The sequence below is a fragment of the Paenibacillus sp. EB106-05-06-XG162 genome (assembly GCF_058791655.1).
On sequence record NZ_JBYTDT010000011.1, the window covers coordinates 1 to 24,683 of the forward strand.

At 48.6% G+C, this 24,683-nt stretch carries 19 protein-coding genes, 1 pseudogene and 1 riboswitch; of the genes and pseudogenes, 14 read left to right on the plus strand and 6 right to left on the minus strand.

Annotation, left to right across the window (positions count from 1 at the left end; genetic code table 11):
• Nucleotides 1–515: 515 nt before the first annotated feature.
• The 6 genes from AC3WU2_RS20745 to AC3WU2_RS20770 all read left to right on the plus strand — a co-directional run bounded on the left by AC3WU2_RS20745 (nt 516) and on the right by AC3WU2_RS20770 (nt 8,705).
• Nucleotides 516–1,445, plus strand: a complete 930-nt coding sequence (locus tag AC3WU2_RS20745; protein WP_492456960.1) for an alpha/beta hydrolase — start codon at nt 516–518, stop codon at nt 1,443–1,445.
• Nucleotides 1,446–1,546: 101 nt separating this feature from the next.
• Complete coding sequence (locus AC3WU2_RS20750; RefSeq protein WP_492456961.1) at nt 1,547–3,895, plus strand: S-layer homology domain-containing protein; 2,349 nt, start codon at nt 1,547–1,549, stop codon at nt 3,893–3,895.
• Between the two features lie 19 nt (nt 3,896–3,914).
• Nucleotides 3,915–5,027, plus strand: a complete 1,113-nt coding sequence (locus AC3WU2_RS20755) for a transglutaminase domain-containing protein (protein WP_492456962.1) — start codon at nt 3,915–3,917, stop codon at nt 5,025–5,027.
• Between the two features lie 14 nt (nt 5,028–5,041).
• Nucleotides 5,042–6,313, plus strand: coding sequence for an MFS transporter (locus AC3WU2_RS20760; RefSeq protein ID WP_492456963.1), 1,272 nt, complete (start codon nt 5,042–5,044; stop codon nt 6,311–6,313).
• A 110-nt stretch (nt 6,314–6,423) separates the two neighbouring features.
• Entirely contained in the window at nt 6,424–7,848 is a 1,425-nt protein-coding gene (locus AC3WU2_RS20765; protein ID WP_492456964.1) for an amino acid permease, read from the plus strand.
• A gap of 104 nt (nt 7,849–7,952) precedes the next feature.
• A complete protein-coding gene (locus AC3WU2_RS20770; protein ID WP_492456965.1) occupies nt 7,953–8,705 on the plus strand; it encodes a class I SAM-dependent methyltransferase in 753 nt (250 codons plus the stop codon).
• 43 nt (nt 8,706–8,748) lie between these two features.
• Here AC3WU2_RS20770 and AC3WU2_RS20775 read toward each other — a convergent pair whose 3' ends face one another.
• Nucleotides 8,749–9,870 carry an ArsR family transcriptional regulator gene (locus AC3WU2_RS20775; RefSeq protein WP_492456966.1) on the minus strand — a complete coding sequence of 374 codons (1,122 nt, stop codon included), beginning with the start codon at nt 9,868–9,870 and terminating at the stop codon, nt 8,749–8,751.
• A 176-nt stretch (nt 9,871–10,046) separates the two neighbouring features.
• Between AC3WU2_RS20775 and AC3WU2_RS20780 the strand changes: the two genes are divergently transcribed.
• Together AC3WU2_RS20780 and AC3WU2_RS20785 are read left to right on the plus strand one after the other, a co-directional pair.
• Entirely contained in the window at nt 10,047–10,412 is a 366-nt protein-coding gene (locus AC3WU2_RS20780) for a DUF4180 domain-containing protein (protein ID WP_492456967.1), read from the plus strand.
• Nucleotides 10,413–10,456: 44 nt separating this feature from the next.
• On the plus strand, nt 10,457–11,935 hold the full coding sequence (locus AC3WU2_RS20785) for an arylsulfatase (protein ID WP_492456968.1): 1,479 nt from the start codon (nt 10,457–10,459) through the stop codon (nt 11,933–11,935).
• Between the two features lie 65 nt (nt 11,936–12,000).
• Here AC3WU2_RS20785 and AC3WU2_RS20790 read toward each other — a convergent pair whose 3' ends face one another.
• Both AC3WU2_RS20790 and AC3WU2_RS20795 read right to left on the minus strand, forming a co-directional pair.
• A complete protein-coding gene (locus AC3WU2_RS20790; RefSeq protein ID WP_492456969.1) occupies nt 12,001–13,461 on the minus strand; it encodes an amino acid permease in 1,461 nt (486 codons plus the stop codon).
• A 118-nt stretch (nt 13,462–13,579) separates the two neighbouring features.
• Nucleotides 13,580–13,768, minus strand: a riboswitch (Lysine riboswitch).
• Nucleotides 13,769–13,843: 75 nt separating this feature from the next.
• Complete coding sequence (locus AC3WU2_RS20795; RefSeq protein ID WP_492456970.1) at nt 13,844–14,011, minus strand: hypothetical protein; 168 nt, start codon at nt 14,009–14,011, stop codon at nt 13,844–13,846.
• Between the two features lie 226 nt (nt 14,012–14,237).
• Between AC3WU2_RS20795 and AC3WU2_RS20800 the strand changes: the two genes are divergently transcribed.
• The 4 genes from AC3WU2_RS20800 (at nt 14,238) to AC3WU2_RS20815 (ending at nt 18,704) form a co-directional block, all read left to right on the plus strand.
• Nucleotides 14,238–14,807: an RNA polymerase sigma factor gene (locus AC3WU2_RS20800; RefSeq protein ID WP_492456971.1), complete on the plus strand. Its 570-nt coding sequence runs from the start codon at nt 14,238–14,240 to the stop codon at nt 14,805–14,807.
• Entirely contained in the window at nt 14,808–15,518 is a 711-nt protein-coding gene (locus AC3WU2_RS20805; RefSeq protein ID WP_492456972.1) for an anti-sigma factor, read from the plus strand. It abuts the gene before it with no gap.
• Nucleotides 15,519–15,618: 100 nt separating this feature from the next.
• A complete protein-coding gene (locus tag AC3WU2_RS20810) occupies nt 15,619–16,677 on the plus strand; it encodes a stalk domain-containing protein (RefSeq protein WP_492456973.1) in 1,059 nt (352 codons plus the stop codon).
• Nucleotides 16,678–16,832: 155 nt separating this feature from the next.
• Nucleotides 16,833–18,704 carry an ABC transporter ATP-binding protein gene (locus AC3WU2_RS20815; RefSeq protein ID WP_492456974.1) on the plus strand — a complete coding sequence of 624 codons (1,872 nt, stop codon included), beginning with the start codon at nt 16,833–16,835 and terminating at the stop codon, nt 18,702–18,704.
• 14 nt (nt 18,705–18,718) lie between these two features.
• Here AC3WU2_RS20815 and AC3WU2_RS20820 read toward each other — a convergent pair whose 3' ends face one another.
• The 3 genes and pseudogenes from AC3WU2_RS20820 to AC3WU2_RS20830 all read right to left on the minus strand — a co-directional run bounded on the left by AC3WU2_RS20820 (nt 18,719) and on the right by AC3WU2_RS20830 (nt 21,503).
• Complete coding sequence (locus AC3WU2_RS20820) at nt 18,719–18,922, minus strand: DUF6199 family natural product biosynthesis protein (protein ID WP_492456975.1); 204 nt, start codon at nt 18,920–18,922, stop codon at nt 18,719–18,721.
• 533 nt (nt 18,923–19,455) lie between these two features.
• A pseudogene (locus AC3WU2_RS20825) lies at nt 19,456–20,108 on the minus strand (transcriptional regulator).
• A 258-nt stretch (nt 20,109–20,366) separates the two neighbouring features.
• Entirely contained in the window at nt 20,367–21,503 is a 1,137-nt protein-coding gene (locus AC3WU2_RS20830) for a conserved virulence factor C family protein (RefSeq protein ID WP_018757542.1), read from the minus strand.
• Between the two features lie 237 nt (nt 21,504–21,740).
• Between AC3WU2_RS20830 and AC3WU2_RS20835 the strand changes: the two genes are divergently transcribed.
• Together AC3WU2_RS20835 and AC3WU2_RS20840 are read left to right on the plus strand one after the other, a co-directional pair.
• Nucleotides 21,741–22,694, plus strand: coding sequence for an MBL fold metallo-hydrolase (locus tag AC3WU2_RS20835; protein WP_492456976.1), 954 nt, complete (start codon nt 21,741–21,743; stop codon nt 22,692–22,694).
• Between the two features lie 237 nt (nt 22,695–22,931).
• Nucleotides 22,932–24,548, plus strand: coding sequence for an ABC-F family ATP-binding cassette domain-containing protein (locus AC3WU2_RS20840; protein ID WP_492456977.1), 1,617 nt, complete (start codon nt 22,932–22,934; stop codon nt 24,546–24,548).
• Nucleotides 24,549–24,683: the final 135 nt, after the last annotated feature.

The window sequence follows — 24,683 nt, forward strand, 5'->3', positions numbered from 1 at the left end:
TTCTAATAGAGGATCTTGGCTATGGCTCCTTCTTTTTTATGCCAATAGCATTTTACACAAGTATATGGACTTAGCTCATCCCACCCCGAATAACTGCAAAAGTGCAGTTATTTCGCTCGCAGAGGCACACCCCACCTCAAATAACTGCAAAAGTGCATTTAATTCGCTTGCATTGGCTCTGCCTACCCAAAATAACTGCATTAATGCAGTTATTTCGTTCGCAGTAACTCGAAACGCCTAATATAACTGTAAAACCGCAGTTATTTCGCTCACATTGGCCCTACCTACCCCGAATAACTGCATAACCGCAGTTATTCCTCTCGCATTGGCCCTACCCGCCCATAATAACTGCAAAATTGCAGTTTTCCCCGCACGAAACCGCTTCACGCAAGACTTGGAATACGCAGGAGACACTGGGCAGCTTTCTCACCGGTTTTTCATCACTTTTTTCTGCAAAACGGGGAACACTAGAGGTACTTTTAATTGGCATGAAAGTGCTGTCGGAGGTGCTTTGAATGCAGGGAATAATGATCTTACAGGTAGCAATTCTTGTGGCGGCTCTCATACTTGTACTGGTGTGGTTGCTCGGGGTGAGAACGCAGACGCCGCTTCGACGTGTGAATGATGCATTACCGAAGCAGCATTATGAAGAGGTGAAGTTCCGTAGCAGCGACAAACAGTGCTGCGGATGGTTCATCCCGAGTCGTGATGTCACGTCACAGGCGCATATGACGGCACCGACGATCATTGTTGTCCATGGCTGGGGTTCGAATCGCGCATATTCCCTACGGTATGTCGATCACTTATATGATGCCGGGTTCTCCGTCTTCCTGTTCGATGTTCGTTGTCATGGCGACAGTGAAGAAATTCCGGCATCCTCCTCCTATACATTTCGTGATGATCTTCTGGCAGCCGTTGAATACGTGCGATCTAGGTCTGACGTTCAGCAGGATGCGATCGGCGTTGTTGGTCATTCTCTCGGTGGGTTGGGCGCAATTTTAGCCCTAGATCTCGGTCTTTCCGTTCAAGCGGTTATCACCGATTCGATGCCTATACGACTTCGTACCGTGCTGCAATCGGAATGCAGCCGCATTCATGTCCCTATGTTTCCACTCGCTTATATGGTGATGTTCATCTGGCTGCTCCGTGCCCGGATCACGCCACAGCTGTTCAAGAAAATGAACGTCATCCATGTCCTCAATCGGAATGCGCAGGGCGCGAAGATTCCTGTCTTCTTCATCCATTCTCGGCATGATGGGTTTATCCCACATTCAGAATTACAATACATTATTGATCATGTCAGCACGAAGGTCGAGCATTTATTCATTGATATTAAAGGTCACAGCTGTTCGGAGAAAGATCATCAATTCTGGGGGCATGTAATTCCTTTTTTTCGACAGCATTTCCCTACGGGTTCGGAGCACGGAATGGCTCAGAGGTCCTAATTTCTGGGATATAACGAAATTATAGGAACTTTTCTCCTCTTCAACCGTTTAACATGATATGTAAGGAAATATCTGGTATACGATTGGGAGGAGCGATGACATTGAGGCAAAAGAAAAATCGCCAAGCGGTGCTGATTAAAAAAGCAGCTATTGCTACGACGCTTAGTGTATGTCTAATGCAACAAGTTGCAGCGGCTGAAGGTTACGGCGTAAATGAAAAGACGGTAAAAACAGACACTATTTCGGTTTCGGCAAGTAGCAACACCCAGGCCACGACGGACAAATCAGTGAAGAAAACCCCTGTCATTACCAAAGATCAGGCTGTAGCAAAGATTAGAGAATTTTTCCCGCAATTTAAAGATGCTGAGGTACAGTCCGTTACGTTAGGGAATCCGAATGTCTATCCGCCTCGCGAAGAAATGGTCTGGACGATTCAATGGGAATATCAAGTAGGGAATAACGGTTACGGGTTCAGCAGTAGTGTCGATGCACTGACCGGTGAAATTTTGCAGGTGAATTTCTCGCCATGGACGGATCTAAGCAGAGACAAAGTGAAATATCCGCCGACCTACACGAGAGAACAAGCGGAAGAACTCGTGAAGAAGCTAGTTGGGCGTGTAGCACCAAACGTAGATATGCAGAAGCTGAAAGGGCAAAATTCAACATATTATGATTATGGAACAAGCCTATTCGGACCTGCACGGTATTCTTTTTCATATAACATCCCTGTAAATGGGCTGCCTTCGGAAGAAGCGATTTATGTGTCCATCGATGGGGAAGGCAACATCTTTGGATATACTCGGTCCAAATCGGAACTGAGCTATCCATCGGCGACTCCATCCATTACGGCAGAGAAAGCGAAATCGTTGTATGCAGAAAATTTAAAAATGGAGCTCGTCTATATGCCTGTGGGTGAGCCGTATGGTCCATCGAAGGAAATGATGCTCGCCTATCAACCGACGAGTGTCCAATATGGTATTCTGGATGCGAAGAGCGGCAAATTCGTCGATGTGACAACCGGCAAAGAAGCGAATATGAAGCCAAATACATATCAAAATATTACACCAACAGCCAAGCTGTTTGCAGCGTATCAAGGTAGCGAGTTGACTGATGAGCAGGCAAAAGAGATTGCATTGAACGTGATGAAGCCGCCTGCCGCTAATACGCGTACGAATCAGCATATCCAGAATGATTGGTATGACCCGAAGGTGAAAATGTGGTACTTGTCGTGGGATAACCCTGCGGGGTCGGGGCCAAATGGGGGGTACGATAATCAATTTGTCGCACGCATCCATGCAGCGACGGGTCAAATTCTATCGATTGGAAATCCATATCGGCCGTACCGTAATGAGAACATGACCGAGAAGAAGAATCCGGAGATCAGCCTAGCGGATGCAGAGAAAAAAGCCAACTACTGGATCAACCTTCTCTATCCAGACGCAGCGACAAATTTGAAACTGAGCACCCCATCCAAAGAGCAGAATGTGCAGGATAATGGCGGGTTTCACTTCGAGTACCAGCAATTTGTGGGTGGTATTCCAGTGAACTTCAATAGCGTTCGAATGGAGCTAGGCAGCCGTGGGGAGCTTGTGAATTATGAGACGTCGATCCAACCAGTGAACCTAGAAGGTATGAAAGGTCTAAAGCCATCCATGACTGCGGAAGAAGCACGTTCTACGTATTTAGATCATCTGGAGATGGAACTCCGTTATTCACGTGTTGGACCTTATGACTACAACAATGCAAACCCGAATATCAAATCAGAGCAAAGACTTGTCTATAGCCCAAAATTCAACCCAGAGAATGAGACTGTACTAAACGCCATAACAGGTAAATTCGAAACAGGCTGGTATAATGCAAGGAACAACCAGGATGCGTTGAATGCTAAAGATATCCAAGGCACGACTTCGGAGGCAGCTTTCAAAAAATTGCTTCAGGCTGGCGTGTTGAAATCGGATGTAGATGGGTTGGTGAAACCGAATGATAAGATCAAGCTCGGCGATTGGATGCAATGGATCAGCAATTCGGTGCAGCCTTATGCGTCTAACCGTGATGATAAGCCGCTTTTCAAGGATATAACATCCGACAGCACTTATTATTCCTCTGTATCCTTCTTCATCTCCAAGGGTTGGTTGAAGGGAAATCCATCCGAATTTCTGAGACCTGAGACCGAATTAACCCGTGAACAACTTGCCGAATCGGTCTCTCGTATACTACAATACGAGCAACTAGCGAAATTCTTATCCAAAGATTTGGAAGTGACGCAGTTGCAGGATGCCGCTGAGGTGCAGAACAAAGGTGTCGTTGCCCTTATGCTGAAATTAGGCGTTATGAGCACGGACGGAGGCAAGTTCTATCCGAAATCTACGGTCACACGTGCAGAAGCAGCGGAGACCATTATGAAGCTGGTTGAAATTCAGGGACGAATTGATTCTGAAATTCAACGATAGTTTACAAGGGGGTTGAGTTGTGCCTCGATTCGCAAAGCATATTTTTAAAATTTTGTTCGCAAGTACGCTGAGTTTTGCGCTGATTGAAGTAATCAATAATCCTGTCACGGCGGCGGTGGATACGCCCACGGTGAATTCCATGGAAGGACTTACGAAGGAAATCTATCAGTCGATGCTGAACCGCGATACGGTCATGACTTACTCTATCAATGGCAGTGTATCCAAGTCCAAGATCGAGAAGGCATTGCAGGACGCAATTGCAACGGATCCATACGTTCAGTTTATGGTCCGTCAATATTCCTATCAATACAAAAGCTCGTTGCTATCCTCGAGCATTACGATTTATATGGAGTACCGTGAGGACGCGGATCAGACGGCGTATGTGACAAGTACGGTGAAGCGCGTATTACCTACAATCATTAACAAGAATATGAACGCGCATGAGAAAGTAAAAGCCATTCACGACTGGGTCGTCTTGAATTTGGCTTATGACACATCCCTGAAGAATGATACAGCGTATCTGGGATTGAAAGAAGGCAAGACGGTCTGTCAAGGTTATGCCTTATTGACATATCGGATGCTGAAGGAAGCGGGAATTACGAATCGGATTGCCGAAGGAAAGGCCGGGGGGCAGCTGCATGCATGGAATGTCGTGAACCTCGATGGCAAGTGGTATCACCTGGATACGACTTGGGATGACCCTGTTCCGGACCAGAAGGGCAAAGTTAGCTATAATTATTATTTGCGTACGGATAAGCAGCTTAGAGCGGATCATCAGTGGACGAAGGTATATCCTGCAGCGGCTGAGTCTTATGACATGACACTAGAACGGCTGAAGAAGGATGATCAGAGCCGCAGTGCATTCTATACCAAGCTGGAGACTGACCTGAATTATATTTACTTGAATCCGGAGAACATTGTCTCTTCCGTGAAGGCACTATCTGCGAAGATTGAGAAGGCTGTGCGTGCAGGGGATTCATCGGTAAAAATACGCTACACACGCAAGGCAACACTATCTGATGACCTCAGTAAAGCGCTGCAAGATATAAGCGGATTCGAAGGGTCCATTCGATACAGCTACCGTGATTTTGAGAATACGGGTGATATTTTGCTCGAAATAACTCTGAAATAAAAGGAATAGATTCCGTGTTTAATCGTTCAGTCAGAAATTTAGTATTCGGTCAGACGTTGTCCAATCTCGCTGATGTAATGGCGACCATTACGATCGTTACGCTCATGTATCATATTAGTAATTCGGTAACGTATACTGCACTTGTTCCACTAGTAAGAATGATCAGTCAGAGTATTAGCGGGCTCATCTCGCCGCTCCTGCTTGATCGTTATCCATTAACGTTTTTATTAAAAAGCTCTCAATTTTTACAGTTCATTTTGTTCTGTATCATTGGCTGGTATGCGTGGCAGTCGCTTAGTCCGGAGACGCTCTGGGTAATGCTCCTCCTCATTATGGTGTGGGCATTCCTTGACGGTTGGACCTCGCCAGCTACTAGTGCCCTCATTCCGAGGCTGCTCGACAATTCCGAGCATGTCTTGAAGGCGAATGGCGTGTTCGGAACAGCCAATCAAATCGTCCAGCTCGCTGGCTGGGCCGGCGGTGCCATCGTGTTCAATTGGCTCGGCGGAACGTACACCCTCCTTAGCATCGCGGTGATGTATTTCCTCGCGTTCTTGATGACCTCGATGGTGCATGAACCGAAGCGGAAGAGCGAGAAGAAGTCGGCATCGGATGTTGAATCTAAGGAGGCGCCTAAAGCAGGCGCTTGGCAGCGTCTTCGTGAAGGCTGGTTGATCATCTGGTCACGTCCTGCGCTTCGGTCACTAGCCATCATGGATTTCTTAGAAGGATTAGCAGGTTCGGTCTGGGTAGGCGCATTCTTGCTAGCTTACGTGAAGACTGTGCTTCACCGCGATGAGACGTGGTGGGGGTATATCAATGTCTCCTACTTTATCGGTGCGATTCTTGGCGGTCTGTGTATTGTTGTGATCAGTTCATGGTTGAACCGCAACCGCTTTGGTGCCATGATGATCGGAATGATCGGCTACGGTGTGTTGACCCTGATTTTCGGATATATGACGAGCGCTTGGATTGCTCTAGCACTCGCATTATTTATGGGTCCGCTTGTTGAAATGCGTACGGTAGCCGTTACGACGATCAGACAGCTTAGCGTGGAAGAAGAGCTGCTGCCGAAGGTGCTCGCAGCGATGTCTACGCTCAACACGTTTATTTTCGGCATATCGGTGGTTGTGCTTGGGGTTCTTTCGGATCTGTTCGGCATTGCAGCCATCTACGTGATTTGCGGGTTATTAAGCTTGGTGGCAACGGGTATTGGTTACTTGTATCGTCAATCGTTCAATGAGCTGCAGCCTCAGCAAGCCGCTCCAATGAATCGGTCCTTATAGGGCCGATTTTTTTGTGCCGTTGTGGCTTAATTCATAGCGAATTGGAAACGATAGGGGGAGAATAATTAGGCTAAACGGTACATCTTAGAGAGGAGCAAGACGTAGAACAAATGAATAGCATCGAACAGAAAAAGCTACGCTGGTATAACGTCGCCTTAATCGCCTTCGTGTCAGTATGGGGATTCGGGAATGTTGTTAACAACTATGCAAACCAGGGACTAACGGTAATTACATCATGGATTCTGATTATCGCGTTATATTTCGTTCCTTACGCGTTGATGGTCGGCCAAATGGGCTCTACCTTCAAGGAGGGGAAAGGCGGTGTCAGCAGCTGGATTAAAGAGACGATGGGTCCAACCGTTGCTTTTTTCGCCGCATGGACGTATTGGGTGGTTCACGTGCCTTATTTGGCCCAGAAGCCGCAAGGGATTCTGATCGCACTGGGCTGGGCATTTACAGGGACAGGCGGATTGACGTCGAAATATTCCCCCATTCTCATTCAGACGGCTTGCCTTGTCGTCTTCCTGATTTTCTTATGGATTGCATCTTATGGGCTTGCTTCCTTGAAGCGGATCGGCACGATCGCAGGACTTGCGGTCTTCATTATGTCACTGCTGTACATACTGCTTGCCATTACAGCTCCAGCTTTGACGGGGGCGAAGATCGCGACGGCAAATATTACGTTCAAGACCTTTATTCCTGACTTTAATTTCGCCTACTTCACGACGATTTCCATGCTCGTCTTCGCGGTTGGCGGAGCGGAGAAAATCTCCCCTTACGTCAATCAGACGCGTAATCCGGCACGAGAATTCCCGCGGGGGATGATTACACTTGCAATTATGGTTGCAATCTGCGCATTGCTCGGCTCCTTCGCGATGGGACTGATGTTCGACTCGAATAACATTCCAGCCGACCTGAAGATGAACGGACAGTATTATGCCTTCCAGATCCTTGGGGGATATTACGGACTCGGCAACGGTCTCATGATTCTGTATGCGATCGCGAATACGCTCGCGCAAATCTCCGCCCTCGCGTTCTCCATTGACGCGCCGCTTAAAGTATTATTGAGCGATGCGGACCGCAGGTATATCCCGGAAGGCTTAATGAAGACCAATTCCCGCGGTACGCCGGTGAATGGTTATGTGATGACAGGGATCCTGGTCGGGATTCTGATTATCATTCCGGCGCTCGGGATCGGTAACATGAATTCCCTCTACAACTGGCTGCTTGACCTCAATTCCATCGTCATGCCGCTTCGTTACTTATTCGTCTTTCTTGCTTTCATGGCGCTCATGAAGGCGGCGGATAAGTTCAAGTCGGAATACCAATTTGTCAAAAATAAAACATGGGGTTTCATCATCGGTCTATGGTGCTTCATCTTCACCGCATTCGCTTGTATTATGGGAATGTTCCCTAAGGTCGAAGCCTATACCAGCGAATGGTACTTCCAATTCATTATGAACATAGTAACGGCTTGTGTCTTGATTGCGTTAGGATTGGTCCTTCCGCAGATCGCGAAGATGCGCCGGCGGTAAGAATGCAGAGGAGAAAGACGCTTCCGCGTAAGAAGCGTCTTTTTTTTATAAGTTGCCAATCACGCTGTGACCTGCAATGATAATCTGTGAAGGAGCGTGATCTTATGAATAGCAAGGAACGGTTCTCGAACCGGGTCGATACGTATGTGTTGTACCGCCCGAGTTATCCGCAAGCAGTCATGGATTATTTGTACGGTGTCATTGGATTGAATCTGGATCGTGTTGTAGCAGACGTTGGTGCAGGGACAGGGATTTTCTCCAAGCTGCTCTTGGAGCGTGGGAGTCATGTGATTGCCGTCGAGCCGAATAAGGAGATGCGTGAAGCAGCCGAGAGGGATCTCGGAGATGAGCCGAAATATCGTGCTGTGCCAGGCTCGGCAGAAGAGACAGGACTACCGGATCATTCTGTCGATTTTATCGTCTGTGCACAATCATTCCACTGGTTCGATCGGGCGGCAGCGCGGGTAGAGTTCCAGCGAATTCTGAAGCCGAATGGAAAAATCGTTCTGATCTGGAACAATCGTCTGACACAGGGTACACCATTTCGCGAAGAGTATGACCAGTTCCTACATACGTTCGGTACGGATTATAAGACGGTGACGCAGAAAAATATTACGCCTGATGCATTGAGGCAATTTTTCGAAACAGGGGATATGCAGATCGGAAGATTCCCGAATCATCAATTATTCGATTTAGAGGGGCTAGCGGGACGAGTATTATCTTCCTCTTACATTCCCGTACCAGGGGATCCGAGCTACGATGCGATGATGGATGCGCTGCGTGAATTATTTGTACGTAACGAACAGGGTGGTCAAGTGTCCTTCGATTATGAGACAGAAGTGTTCTGGGGATCCTAATCAGCCCAAAAGAGCAGGGTACCTCGTACCCTGCTCTTTTTTGTTAGTCCTGTAGAAAATGCAGAGCCAAACCTGCATGGTGGGCCGAAATGTCATCAAGCTCTTGAGCCAACCGATTGCGATCGAAGGACATACGGAAGATGTCGCGGTCGGGCAGGAAGGTAATGCTCGTGCCTGTATCGCGCGTGAGTCCAACGGTGTGCACATTCGATTGCGGGATGCCGTGCTTATAGTCTTGACGGTAGATTTTGCCTTCCCGACGAACCTCAACCGATAGTTTCTCCGATAACGCATTGACGACGGGGATATTGATTCCTTTGTTACGGTTCGAGGCGTGGACGGATGCACTGGCATTCTCGTGGAGTTCCGTGAGCACGGCTTGCACATGCGGTTTGGATGTGCCTGCGAATGCTACAACTGGAATCCCACGGCCATTGTCTACGACCGTCACACTGCCATCCTCGTGCAAAATAATGCTAACCTCTGAACAATAACCGGCTTGGTGTTCCAGCAAGGTGTTCTCAATGACGGATCTTAAGAGCAAATGCGGATCATAGACGTCCTGTGAGCTGCCCAGATACCCGCTTGCATTTTCTCGTACATGAGCAAGTTCCATGTAATCGCTCGTATCGAGCAGTTCAGCCGATGAAGCGAACAGAAGGAGCAGCGGGAGAGCACGTCGTTCAGGCAAAGTATATTTGCCGCCGCGTTCCTCCTGGACTAGGAGATCTGCGCCGAGTAAAGCTTTAATATGGTGATAGAGTTGACCGGTCGTACCCATATTCAACCGTTCTACAATCTCAGCCCCTGTTAGGGGTTCCTGCATGACGGCGCGCAAAATATCTAAGCGTTGACGGTGTCCAAGTACGGATAGTACCTTGGCAACTTTGTCGCCATCCAGATCAAGCAGTTGGCTAATGCGGCGTTCTTGCGGTTCCCATCGATATTGGGAGAAGGCCCCCTGATATTGCCCGGAAAAATAGACGCCGCCTTGATCGATCGATTCTTGCGGCACTTCCGTCTGGATAGGATGGGCAGCAACGCGGTTCAATGCGGGGTTGGCAGTAGGCGTAGGGTTTGACACGGATAGTTGTCTCACGAGTGCATGAAGTTCAGTCATCTGTACCTTTAGTGCATCTAATTCTGCTTCAACATTTCGTTTCAACAGGATCACCTCATTATTTTATTTAAATACGTAATTACGTAATCACATAATATCATAACGACGACAAATTGTAAATATCAACGAAAATGATCGTGCCGTGTTATCTACTGATTGCATCAAATTCGTGGTAAAATCAGGTAAAGTACAGCGATAAGAATGGAGAAAGGAGATAGGCTATGCATATTCGTGTTGATCAACAAGGAAATTCTAAGGTGGCTATTGTGGAGAACGATAGGCTGCTCATTCAGGATGTACAAGATGCTTTGGATTTGATGGCCACGGTGAGGTATCAAGAGGAGTGCGATAAGATCATCCTGCACAAATCCAATATTACGGAAGTCTTCTTCGATTTAAGTACGAAGCTGGCAGGTGAGATTCTGCAGAAATATATGAATTACCAGCTCAAAATCGCGATTGTAGGGGATTATAGCGGATATACCAGCAAAAGTCTGAGAGATTTCATCTACGAATGCAATCAAGGCAGTCAAGTGTTCTTCGTGGCGGACGAGCAGGCGGCGCTGGAGGCGCTTCATCGTTCCTAATATAAGGCGTGGCAGGGATTCGATCATGAGGCGGGGGTAGAGGAATGAAACCGAATATCTTATTGATTACTGTAGACCAGATGCGAGCTGATTGTCTAAGTGCGGCCGGGCATCCGGTTGTACGCACACCGAATCTAGATGGACTCGCAGAAAGTGGCGTAATGTTCCGCAATGCGTATACGGCAACACCAAGCTGTGTACCGGCGAGGGCGGCGATTATGACGGGGATGAGCCAGCAATCGCATGGTAGGGTCGGGTACGAAGATCGGGTACCTTGGCCATATGAGCATATGTTAGCGGGTGAACTGGCGAATGCGGGCTATCATACCCAATGTGTTGGCAAAATGCATGTGTATCCAACGCGCAATCTCTGTGGATTCCATAATGTCGTGCTGCACGATGGCTATATGCACTATAATCGCGATCGCAAGGCTCAATCCACGGCAGGACATTTCGATGAATGCGATGATTACTTGCAATGGCTGCGTGATCAAGCAGGTTCGCATCATGACATCATGGATATGGCGCTCGATTGTAATGCGTCGACGGTTACCTTGCCTTGGCATTTGCCAGAACGACTGCACCCAACGAATTGGGCCGTGTCACAATCGATAGATTTCCTGCGCCGGCGCGATCCGTCCAAGCCGTTCTTCCTTTGGACCTCATTCGTCCGTCCGCATCCGCCTTTCGATCCGCCGCAGGCGTATCTGGATATGTATATCCATCAGACATTACCAGACCCACCTGTCGGTGATTGGGTCAACGAGTTCGCAGCAGAAGCGGGCAGTGCAAGTCCGGTCACGGGGTTGAAGAAGCTGCGCGCGGATGAACTGCAACGAGCGAGAGCCGGGTATTATGCATTGATTACGCATCTAGATTATCAAATTGGACGCTTGATCAATGCCTTGAATGAATATGGGGAACTGAATAATACGGTCATTGTGTTCACTTCGGATCATGGTGAAATGATGGGAGATCATCACTATTATCGGAAAGCACTTGCTTATGAAGGCAGTGCCAAGGTACCGTTCATTATTAGCGACCGGACCGGTAAGCTTGGATTCAAATCAGGCAGCGTTGTCTCTGAAGTGATCGAGATGCGTGATATTATGCCGACGCTGCTCGATGCGGCCGGAACAGCGATACCGGATTGCGTCGATGGAAAAAGCGTCGTACCTCTTTGTAATGATTCGGAGGAGCGTTCATGGCGAACCTACCTACATGGTGAGCATGCGTATGGCGCCTTGTCGCATCACTATATTACGGACGGGCATTGGAAATACATCTGGTATTCGCAGACAGGTACGGAGCAGTTGTTCCATCTGGATGAAGATCCACAGGAGCTACGAAACCTAGTGGCAGATGCTTCGTATGAAGCGGAGCTTGCCTTGGGTAGATCACGTCTTGTCCATGAGCTTCTCGACCGAGAAGAAGGGTATGTCGCGAATGGAGCTTTAATGGTAGGCCGAACGCCGAAGAGCTGTTTAACGCATTTGCGGGAGCAGCAGGCGGTTCACGCATAGTTATATAAGGACAGCCTCTCGAATCACGTTGAACGTGGATCGAGAGGCTGTTTTTCATTTCAGGCTTATTTTGTTGGAGGATCCAGCTTACACTCATGTAACGGAATGACTTTCGTCTTCTTAATGAATTTGTAACCGAGCCAGACGATGATGAATAACGGCAGTCCAATGTAGGAGATGAGCACACCGTTCCAATCGATCGTATCGCCAAGAAAAGCTTGATAATTCTGACCGAGAATAACAATCATACAGACAATGAACGCGAAGATCGGCCCGAAAGGGAACCATTTGGCGCGATACGGGAGCTCATCGAGGCTGCGGCCCTGGGCTGTGAACGCCCGGCGGAACCGATAATGGCTGATCGCAATACCGACCCAAGCGATAAACCCGGACATACCGGAGGCATTAAGCAGCCAGGTGTACACGACACCGTCGCCGAAGAAGGATGCGAGGAAAGCGAGCATGCCTACGGCTGTTGTCATCAACAGTGCATTGATCGGTACACCATTGCGGTTCAGTTTGCCAAGGAATTTTGGTGCTTTGCCTTCTTTGGCGAGAACCCATAGGACACGGGTGGATGCATACATCCCTGAATTACCGGCGGATAGTACCGACGTTAGAATAACGGCGTTCATCACAGCGGCTGCAAAAGCAAGTCCTGCATTCTCGAAAATAATCGTGAATGGACTAATCGCGATGTCTTCCAGACCGCCGTGCACCAAGTTTGGATTCGTATACGGAATCAACATCGCAATGACGAAGATCGCGAGAATATAGAAAATGAGAATACGCCAGAAAATTTGACGGATGGCGCGAGGTACATTTTCACGAGGATTTTCGCTCTCCCCGGCAGCAACCCCGATTAGTTCTGTTCCTTGGAAAGAGAATCCGGCAGCCATGAAGACTCCGAGAATGGTCAAGAATCCACCGTGGAACGGACCGCCATCCATAGTAAAGTTGCTGAAGCCAGGAGATTTGCCGCCCAAAATTCCGAAGATCATCAGCACACCGACAATGAGGAAGACGATGACAACAGCAATTTTGATCAAGGCGAACCAATACTCCGACTCACCGTAGCCTTTGACAGATAGTGCATTGAGTAAAAAGATAATGGCAAGGAACAGGAAACTCCAGATGAAGGAATTGGTGTCCGGGAACCAGTACTTAATAATAAGCGTCGCGGCAGAGAGCTCCGCGGCGATTGTAATCGCCCAGTTGTACCAGAAATTCCAGCCAAGCGCGAAGCCAAGCGACGGATCGACGAAACGGCTTGCGTAGGTACTGAATGAACCGGATTCCGGCATATAAGTGGCGAGCTCCCCGAGACTTGTCATCAGGAAATATACCATGATGCCAACAGCGGAGTATGCGAGCAATGCACCGCCAGGTCCAGCTGTAGCAATCGCACCGCCTGATGCGAGGAACAGGCCAGTACCAATGGAGCCACCAAGCGCGATCATTGTGAGATGGCGTGCTTTAAGGGAGCGCTTGAGCTCCGGAGTGGCTTGGGATGTGGATTTAGACATAATAACACTCCTTCTTAGATGTCAGAACGATATAAGGCTTTATGCTGCTAGAATGCCAAAAAACCGCCGTAGCGATGTACGGCGGTTCAATTCAACCCCTACGGCTCCTACGATGTACGAATAAGATAGCACAACACATGGGATGCATCCCATGTGACAGTTCTGCGCTTATTCAGCAGCAGCCCCAGCACGCAAAGGCAGAGTACCTTGACGAACTTCGGCGGTGGTTCCTTTCAGAATAGCATCATTGAGCATTTCTCTGGCTCTCCGCTTCTTACTCTTAACAACCGCGACCTCTACCTCATCCTTCGTAAGATGAGGGTTTTCTATTCAATTGCAAATTTGAGTTTTAGTATAGCTGAGAACCAACGTGGGATCAATGTTAGTTGCTTCCAATTCGCTGATTCGGGAGCCAGAACGAAGGGGACAGGGCTACGGTGTTCAATCGGGATCGATCGAACAATTGGCGCCACCAGTCATAACCCAAATCCTTCGTGAGCCCCAGAAAACCTATATTCGTAATTCGGTTCTCTTGATTAACATCAACCATTTCATATCCCTCCATCATAAATGTTGTGCTGCTATACCCTATAAAACGATCGACATCGTAAAGTGTTGGATGATTTAGGAAAAAATAATAATAATAAGGTCATTTTAAGCTATTGGGTAGCATTTTTCAGTAATAATCGATGAACTTGAATTTCAAAAGTACATGGGAAATTATGTGGTAAAATGGGTGCAAGAACAGGGATCAGAAAAGGGGGAGAGCGGATCTGATGAAGAACAAGACAGATCTTGATCTCATGCAGCTTGTGATGATCAAGCATCGCCCGGCTTTGGAAGAGTTATATGATCGATATGTGAAGCTCGTGTACTCTTTTGCCATGAAGTCAACGAATGATGAACAGCAGGCAAGAACCATTGTGCAGTCTGTGTTTACGCGCTTGTGGACGACCCGGACGGGATATGATCCAAGTAAAGGTGAATATATCAATTGGTTGATTACGGTGACACGGAATATTACGATTGACTATATCCGCAAGCAGAGAAGAGATCAGCAAGCGGTTACGATGGACCCGGAGATATGGGAGGTCATCCCTGACCGAACAGAGAACAATCCTGAGCATGTCGTGTCACAGAAGCTGATTCGTGAACAAGTGAAACGATCCTATCAGTATCTATCGAAGAGCCAAGTCGAACTCATTCAATACTTATACTGGGAAGGTTATTCGCTTCGTGAAATCGCTCAGATGCGTAACGAACCCGTAGGTACGGTGAAAAGCCGACTTCACCAAACGTTGAAAATACTAAGAAATCACTTGGTGCATGAAAAGGAGGAGACGTAAATGGAGAACCCAAACTGCCACGGAACATATCAACTCATTGAATATATGTTCGGTGAAATCAATGAAGAAGATCGGATACGCATTGAACATCATCTCGAATCTTGCCAGACCTGCCAGAAGGAACTGGAAGAGATGCGGGATGCGTGGAATGCAATCCCATATGCGATGGAAGAAATAGAGGCACCAGCGGATTTGAAATCAGAGGTCATGGATTCTATTTTTAAGGCAGAGCAGCCTGTGATGAAGAAAAAATGGTCCATGAATACGGGATGGATCGCAGCAGCGGTTCTTATGCTTATCCTGGTTGGGGTTTCCTGGGATAATAACCACTTAAGAGACCAGCTTCGAGCGATGGAGACTGGTTCGAGCCTTCCGACGCAAGTGCTGCAAACCTTTGCATTGAACGCCGCGGACTCGGGTAGAGATGCAGCTAGAGGCAGTGCGTGGCTGATGCAGCAAGGCGATGCGAAGAAGCTCGTATTTAGCGTGCAAGGGTTATCACAGGCGAAGGGGCAGGAAGCCTATCAAGTGTGGCTCATCCACAATGGAACGCGAAGGAGTGCAGGGGTGTTTCTTGTCGACGAGCAAGGAAATGGCGTGCTTACGTATGATATGAAAGAGCAACAAGTTCCTTTTGAAGCCATTGGTATTACGCTAGAGCCCGATGCGGTCGGGGAGAAGCCTCGCGGCAAGAAGGTGCTGGGTACGTAAAAATTTATTTGTCATCTCATCAAACCGGTCTGCTCATGTGTTCGTTCCCTTAAATAAAGGCATTCACCGTCAAGTACGGTACATTTAAGGAGGATCAACCATGAACAAGATTAGTAAAATGCTTCTCACGACTGCGTTATTCGCAGCCATGTTCGGAACGGTGCCTGTTGCAGCGCAGGCACCAGTGTCGTCAACCAGTGTGTCCGCGACACTCAACGGCAAGGCGATTACCTTCAGTGAGCAGCCGTTGCTCAGTCATGGGAGACTGCTGGTACCCTATAGACCAATAGCAGAAGCTATCGGTGCTGTCGTTGGTTATGAAGCCGCGACCAAAACGGTTAAGGTCACCAAAGGAGCTAACACTTACCTTCTACCATTGGGATCGAAGACGGCAACCCTGAATGGTGTTCCTGTAACTCTAGATGAACCGGCAAGGGTCGTAAAAGGTGTTACGATGGTTCCGATCCGATTCGTATCGGAGAATTTAGGGGTAGATGTGAAGTATGATGCCACAAAGCAAACGGTTTCGTTACAATCAACGAATAAGCCTTCATTAAGAATTCTGGGCCCTACGAAAGATGCAGTGTTGTATACGAATAAAGTAAAAGTCGGAGTTGCTGTATTTAACCATGAACTTGCAGATTTCCGCACCCATATGCAGCCGCATGAAGGCCAGGGGCATGTCCATATTTGGCTGGATACCGACGCAAGCGATCCCAAAGCGGCCTATAAAATGATTAACGGTAACCCCGCCGTCTTCGAGCATGTTAAACCGGGCAAGCACACCTTGACGGTCCAGCTGGTAGGAAATGATCATAAACCGATTAAGCCGGAAGTGAAGCAAGTGATCACTTTTACGACAAAGACAGCGTCTGAACAGCCGACAGGAGCGGATAAGGCGGAATCCGCCAAGAAATATGCGGTCAGTATTTCTGAATTCTCCTTTAAACCCGATAAGCTGACAATAGAAGCCGGCTCCACGGTTACTTTCACCAATCTGGATGATGTGGATCATACAGTAACTGCAAAGGACGGTTCCTTTAACAGTGAATCCCTTGGGAAGAATGATACATTTACAATGACCTTCACTGATGCCGGGGAGTACGAGTTTTACTGTAAACCGCATAATTTTATGACAGGGAAGATCATCGTAAAATAGATTAATAACTTTTAAGTGTTCTAAATCCTCCTTCAAGTGAACGGTGCGGTACAGCGCATGACGTTTACTTGACAGGGGGATTTTTTTGAAATTCAGGATGAAATGTCCTTCATAATCAGCCTATAATGTACGAAGAGAATTGAGGTGTTATAGGGATGAGACATGCATGGCGTGGTGTAGAGGGATCGGACAGGGCGATTCCGAAGAAAACATTAAAAGATAGTGTGCAAGAAGTATCGCTTCGGCGGGTGTGGAAGTTGTTCCGGGAATATCGTGCGCTGCTCGGCTTTATTATTCTACTTGCCCTGGCGGGTGCCGTGATTGGACTCGGCCCTCCTCTTGTCATGAAAGTGATTATTGATGATGCGATTCCAGCAGGGGATCGTAAACAATTGCTCGTGATGGCTGCGTTGTTGATTGGGTTGCCAGTCTTTAGCGGCGTCATTGGGGTGTGGCAGAATTATATGAATTTTAAAGTCGCGCAGGGGATTATGCGGGATCTGAGACAAGGATTATTCAGCAATTTACAGCGGCAGTCGATCGGATTTTTCACGAATTCGCGGTCTGGGGAAGTTATTCAGCGGGTGACCGAAGATGTGCAGGCGGTACAAGGCGTGGTAACAAATCTGGTCGTCAATACGATAACGCAGAGTGTGGTTGTCGTGACAACAACGGTTATCCTGTTCGTGCTGGATTGGCGCTTGGCGCTGTTGTCGATGATTATCCTGCCCATTTCGATGATTCCGGTGCGCAAGGTATCTCGTCTTCGTAAAAAAATGCGGCAGGAAACACAGAAGGTGCGTGCACAGATGGCCTCCCAGCTGGGCGAGGTGTTCGGGATTTCGGGCGCGTTGTTGACCCGGATTTACGGGCGCGAACAAAGTCAGGCCGCACAGTTTCAAGCGACGAATAAGCAAGTGATGGATATGGAACTGAAGGTGAATCTGATGGGACGCTGGTTCATGATGTTCGTCGGCGTGTTGGGGCCGATCGGCACCGCCATTATTTATTTGTATGGCGGATTTGCGGTGATTCAAGGTACGATGACGGTAGGGGCGATAGTCGCTTTTGCCGCCTATTTGGGGCGGTTATATCAGCCGTTCGGAACTTTGCTCAACTTGCATGTTGAAGTCGTTACGGCACTCGGCGTGTTCGGGCGAATCTTCGAATACATGGATATGTTGCCGGAGATGGAAGATGGGGCGCATGCGAAGGATTTGGACGCGCCGGCAGGTCGGGTCACATTCCAAAATGTAAAGTTCGGTTATGGTGGCGGAGATCGGGGACGTAATGGCGACCATGGTGATGAGCGGCTTGAAGTGGGCTCTAAGGTGCAGGAGGTTGAACTCGTGCTGAAGGGGATCACGTTCGAGGCGAAGCCAAATGAGGTGGTCGCGATCGTTGGTCCGAGCGGTGCGGGGAAATCGACGTTGATCAGTCTGATCGCACGGCTCTACGATCCAACCGTGGGCTGCATCGAGGTGGATGGCATGAATTTACGGGACGTGAAGCTCGCAGAATTGCGGCGCCATATTGGCTATGTAACGCAGGAGTCGTTCTTGTTCCATGCGACATTGCGGGAGAACCTGAGATTCGCACGCGAAGATGCGACGCAGGAAGAGATTGAAGAGGCTTGCCGCAAAGCCTATATTCATGAATTCATTCAATCGCTTCCGGATGGGTATGACACGATGGTCGGAGAACGCGGACATCGCTTGTCAGGCGGCGAAAGGCAGCGGATATCGATCGCGCGTGCGATTCTGAAAAATCCGACAATCCTGCTGCTCGACGAAGCGACCTCGCATCTGGATTCGGAGTCCGAACGGTATGTGCAGGTAGCGCTGCAGGAGCTGATGAAGGGCCGTACGACACTTGTTATCGCGCATCGTCTGTCGACGATTCTGGCTGCTGATCAGATTCTAGTCGTGCAGGACGGCCGCGTGGTGGAACGCGGACGGCATCAGGACTTGCTTACGCAGCATGGTGTGTATGCGATGCTGTTTGAGACGCAGTTTGCGACGGTATAGTGGGGCGATCGGGGTTACATGGAACAACCTGAGATCATCACGAACAACCCCATAATGATAGCAACGACGCCACCAAACCGGGTTAGTGCGAGGTAGGTATCGCTCGGTTCGGAGTCCCCATTAACCTTCCAACCTTCTTTGAGGTACCAGGCGAGGGATGGTTTGAAGATATTCATTAGACCGATGGCAATGATGATTAAACCGAAGAAAAAGAACATCAGATCATCTCCTTTGTATATTGTACGTCAGTTGAAGGTAAGCGGTTTCGGTTGAGGGGGGTTAATGTGGGGTTTGGGTAACTGAATGCCAGTCCGCGGCTAACGAATCGTATAGTGCTTATTCGTGAGAAAACGGGCTTTTTTTCGAGCTAACGAACTCCAGAAGCGTTATTGTGCCTATTTTGGTTGTTTTGAAGCACTTTTACGAGGAATAGGGCCGCTGGAGTTCGTTAGAATTCGAAAAGTACGGGATTTTGAGCAAATAAGGGTTACTGGGTTCGTTAGCTGAAAGTGAGATCGCGTTGATGTGGCTTATCACACTCAATTACCATTGTGGGACGTCACATGAGTGAAGTCACTCGCGTTAACGAATCGTATAGTGCTTATTCGTGAGAAAATGGGCTTTTTTTTGAGCTAACGAACTCCAGAAGCGTTATTGTGCCTATTTTGGTTGTTTTGAAGCACTTTTACGAGGAATAGCGCCGCTGGAGTTCGTTAGAATTCTAAATCGCAGTTTTTTGAGCAAATAAGGGTTACTGAGTTCGTAAGCCGTATGTACGATAACGCTGATTGCCGCTGATCACGAACAAAAGTTGGAGCTCGACTAGCTTATGAAGGATTCGTCTCGCATGTGGGTCTGTCACGCGCAGATGGGTTGCTAGTTCTTGAGGTGTAAATGGACGAAGAAGTCGTCTCGCATAGCGTAGGGTCTCGGCTTCGAGCCAGATCAAATGTGCAGGTACAACCGTTGAAATGAACTTACCGATAAAGAAAGGACGAGCTGCTGACAACGCTTAGGTTCGTCGGTTATCGATAGATAGGCAATGGGCAGGAATAGCCAGTCGTCCAGTGCTAACAGACAATGGCGCCAGCACAAGTCCTTAAACCGTCGTACGTCGAGATCCCTGGCGTGAGGACCATAGCCTTGAATCTCGATCCCACCTTTGACATCGCCGCCAGGTATATAGGCAAGATCCAGATACCTATAGCCGTTATGGAAATCACGGACTTCCCATTCCGGTTGAAGATGATCGAAGTTTTTCACGGCAGGAAACCAGACACTTCGCAAAAATTCAATGGTACCGTGACCAAGTCCTTTCTCGAGTATTTCACGTCTTCTATGATTTTGCTCTTGCGTGATGCTAGTATGCATCCACTCTTCGAATGCTTGGTCAAATCTTGACATGGCTTCACACACACCTTTCGAGGATCATGGGTGAAGGACGCAAAAAAGCCGCTCTGACACATACTGACCCACAAAGGCGAAGTATGGTACAAAGCGGCGTGTGCTTCACGACCTGCAATATATGGTTAGTATAACTTGAAAATATGAAAAGGAAAAGGGAGTTCCCAGGAAAAGGGGAACTCCTTTTTTTGAATAAGCAGGTAGGTAGATCGAGCGAAATGTGTGCGAATGGGAGTCTAAGTCGGCGTACTAGGCGATTTACGCTTCGTCGCCGCGACGTGCCATCTGCTGCCAGACGGTACCTGCAGCGGCCTCGCCGGATTCGATGCGTTCGACCGCCATTTTGGCCTGCAGGCTGACCTCGAATTCGGGGTCAGCCGTCGCGATTCTAAGCGCATCGAGCGCGGATTCGTCGCCGGCTTCATACAAGAAGCGGGCGGCGCGCCAGCGAACGAGCTTGTTCGAGTCGCTGAGCGCTTCAAGCATCGGTCCGATCGCGGCGGGATCGCCTAGATCAGACAGGGTGTCGCCTGCCGTCCGCCGCACGGCTGCGGACGAATCACGCAATGCCGCGAAAAGGAGCGGCATCGCTTCAGGCGCACGCAGCTCGCCGAGGTATACCACGGCGAGGCGGCGGATCGAGCTTTGCGCATCGCGCAAAGCTTCCGCCAAGAGCGGCAGCCGCGCCAGGCTCGGCTGCATGCGGTCTAGCGCGGCGTATCGCACGCGCCAGTCCGCGTCACGCAGGAGCGCCTCGAGCTCACTGTCCGTCAGCTCGCCGCGCTCCTCAATCAGAGGCTCCTCGCTCGCACCGAGCGCGATCGCCTTCTCGACAAGGCCTTGCAACCGCTCAGGCGGATAAGCCGCCTCGAGCTCTTGCTCTACCTCACGTGCGATGTCGGCAAGCTCGCCATAGCGCACGCCAAATTCAACCAAGCGGCGCTCCTTAATCATCGTCGCGCTCGCCACTGCCGTGACCGCCTGCGTGAAGCGGTCACCAAGCCCGATCCGCTCCTCGCTGACGCCAGCTTTGACGCGGATCTGCATCGGAATGCTGCGGAAATATTGCACGAATACCTGTGCTTCACCGTAGCTTACCGCCGCATTGGGGTCCCATGCGGCGAGCGGTGCGCCGTCAGCGGCGCCAAAGATATCGCGCACCTCGCCGAGAATAGCGGCCCAATCTCCACGCGGGTGGCGGTCAAGTGCCACAAAGTCCGCAGTGTGGAACACACTTTTTACACCATTAATGGCCAGCATGCGTTGAATAAAAGGTGGTGCAGAGCGTTCATTTTCATGCGTATACGTTTTACGAACGCCATGCGCAAGGCTCTCATCCAAATGAAGCTTCATGGAATTCGGACTTGGCGTGGGTTCAATCGATATTAATTTCATTGTTCTTCCTCCTATGGATTTACAACGTTCTTTGTTTATCATACTAGAATTTATATTTTCAGGCCCTCCGCAAAGTACCTGAATCAGCTTCGAAGCCAGGTCTCCACTTTGTGGGGTTATCTTATTATACCCCGCCCCGGTATCTTTACGTAAGTGAATTCTGAGGGAGGTGCGGATTTTTTTGTTTTGCGTCCAAATTTTGCTATAGTAGAATTACGGGAAAGGAGCGCAGAACGCATGGCAAAAGAACGATTCCACAATTTAGACTTCAAGAAGATGAACAATGACCTCAAGAGCTTAAGACAGTGGCAGAAAGAACGGCGCGCGAAGAAGAAAGATTATACCTTCGTCGTTCCGAATGTCGAACCGGACATTGAATATTTAAAGGGAAATCGCACCGAGCCAACGGTGACTTGGATCGGGCACTCCACTTTTTTCATACAATATGCTGGTTTAAATATCGTGACGGACCCTGTGTGGGCGAAGCGTATGGGCCTCCAACGCCGCCTCTCAGAACCGGGTGTGCCGCTTGCAGCGCTCCCGACAATGGACGTGATCTTAATATCGCATTCGCATTATGATCATCTGCATATCAGTTCCGTTCGGAAATTGTACAACGAGAAGACGATGCTCGTCGTGCCTGCCGGACTCAAGAGCAAAATGCTGCGCAAAGGCTTCCGCAACGTGACGGAGCTGCATTGGTGGGAAGCGTTGACCCTGGGCGAAGTGCAGATCACCTTCGTGCCGACGCAGCACTGGACAAGACGTACCTTAACCGATACGAACACGTCCCATTGGGGCGGATATATGATTGAACCGATTCCGTCTTCGACGGCGCCGTATCCAACGATTCATTTTGTGGGGGACACGGGGTATTTTCGCGGATTCAAAGAAATTGGCGAGCGGTTCAACATTGATGTCTCACTCATGCCGATTGGCGCGTATGAGCCTGAATGGTTCATGCAAACGCAGCATGTTACGCCGGAAGAAGCGCTGCGAGGGTTCATCGAATCGCGTGCAAAAGTGTTAATTCCGATGCATTATGGGGCATTCCGATTAGCAGATGATACGCCTAAGGAAGCACTCGATCGGCTGGAAACGGAACGCAGACGCAAAAATATTGCGAAAGAGCGAATTATTGTGCCTGCACACGGCGAAACAGTACGTTTATCAGACCATTTTGTGCTATAATAATGATTTGGTAAGGATTTAGGGTTTAATTTCAGAGGTTGTTCAAAAAGTCATCATTTGATCACGAAGTCATTCAAGAAGCATAATCGACATCGAATCTTGCGTTCACCTTCGAAGTCCGGTACTCATTTAGGTTTCGCCTAAACTCCGTTCCGTCTTCTTCAGGTTCTCGCAACCTTCTCGGTGCTGAAATGCCGACTTTTTGAACACGTAATTTAAGGGAGGACGGATTAATTCATGATTACAGTAACAGGCGTTAGTTTGCGTTACGGCAAGCGCCCGCTATTTGAAGATGTCAATATAAAGTTCACACCGGGCAACTGCTACGGGCTAATTGGAGCAAATGGAGCGGGCAAATCGACGTTCCTTAAGATTCTTTCCGGCGAAATTGAAGCGAACACTGGCGACGTTAGTATGACACCGGGCGAGCGTATGGCCGTATTGAAGCAGAACCATTTCGAATACGATGAGTTCCCGGTACTCGAGACCGTTATTATGGGTCACCAGAAGCTATATAGCATTATGAAAGAAAAAGATGCGCTTTATGCAAAAGCGGATTTCTCCGAAGAAGACGGTCTGCGTGCGGGTGAGCTTGAGGGCGACTTCGCTGAGATGAACGGCTGGGAAGCCGAGTCGGATGCTTCGGCGCTCTTGATCGGTCTTGGTATTTCTCGTGATTTGCATGACAAGAAGATGGCGGAACTCTCCGGTAACGAGAAAGTCCGCGTTCTCTTAGCACAAGCTTTGTTCGGCCAACCGAACAACCTACTGCTCGATGAGCCTACCAACCATTTGGACATCGAATCGATCAGCTGGTTAGAGAACTTCTTGATGGATTATGAAGGTACTGTTATCGTAGTATCCCATGACCGTCACTTCTTGAATAAAGTATGTACACATATTGCGGATATTGACTTCGGTAAAATCCAAATGTATGTCGGTAACTATGACTTCTGGTACGAGTCCAGCCAATTGGCTCTGACACTTGTACGCGATGCGAACAAGAAGAAGGAAGAGAAAATTAAAGAGCTTCAAGCGTTTATTCAACGCTTTAGCGCGAATGCTTCCAAATCGAAGCAGGCAACTTCCCGTAAGAAGCAGCTCGATAAAATTACGCTCGACGACCTACGTCCATCGAACCGTAAATATCCGTTCATTAACTTCAAAGCAGATCGTGAAGGCGGCAAACAAATCCTTACGATTGAAGGCTTGACGAAGAGCGTAGATGGCGAGAAGCTGTTCGAGAACTTGAACCTCATCGTGAACAAAGGTGACAAAATCGCACTTGTAGGACCAAATGGTCTTGCGAAGTCGACGTTGTTCCAAATCCTAATGGGTGAGAAGACAGCAGATAGCGGTGAATTCTCATGGGGGATTACGACATCGCAGGCTTACTTCCCGAAAGATAACGCAGAATATTTCGACGGTGTAGACATGAACCTCGTGGACTGGCTGCGTCAATATTCCAAAGATCCAGACGAGACGTTCTTGCGCGGATTCTTGGGACGTATGCTATTCTCTGGTGAGGAAGCATTGAAGAAAGCTTCCGTATTGTCCGGGGGCGAGAAAGTACGTTGTATGTTATCCAAAATGATGCTTCATGGCGCGAACGTGCTGCTCTTGGATGAACCGACGAACCATTTGGATCTCGAATCCATCACAGCACTGAACAATGGTATGATCGACTACAAAGAGACCATGATCTTCGTATCCCATGACCATCAGTTCATTCAGACGGTTGCGAACCGCATTATTGAGATTGGGCCGAACGGTATCATCGATCGTCAAATGTCGTATGATGAATACCTGGAGAGCGACGAAATCAAACAATTGCGTGAGAAGATATATAACTAAGCTTTTTGAAAAAAGAGTGCAGGGCCAGCAATGGCTTGCGCTCTTTTTTTGTTCTCTTGCAGGATTCTTTTTCTAAATCTATAATGAAAATGATTCTCAATTAGGTGTTCGGTCAGAATCAGATTTAGACAGGAG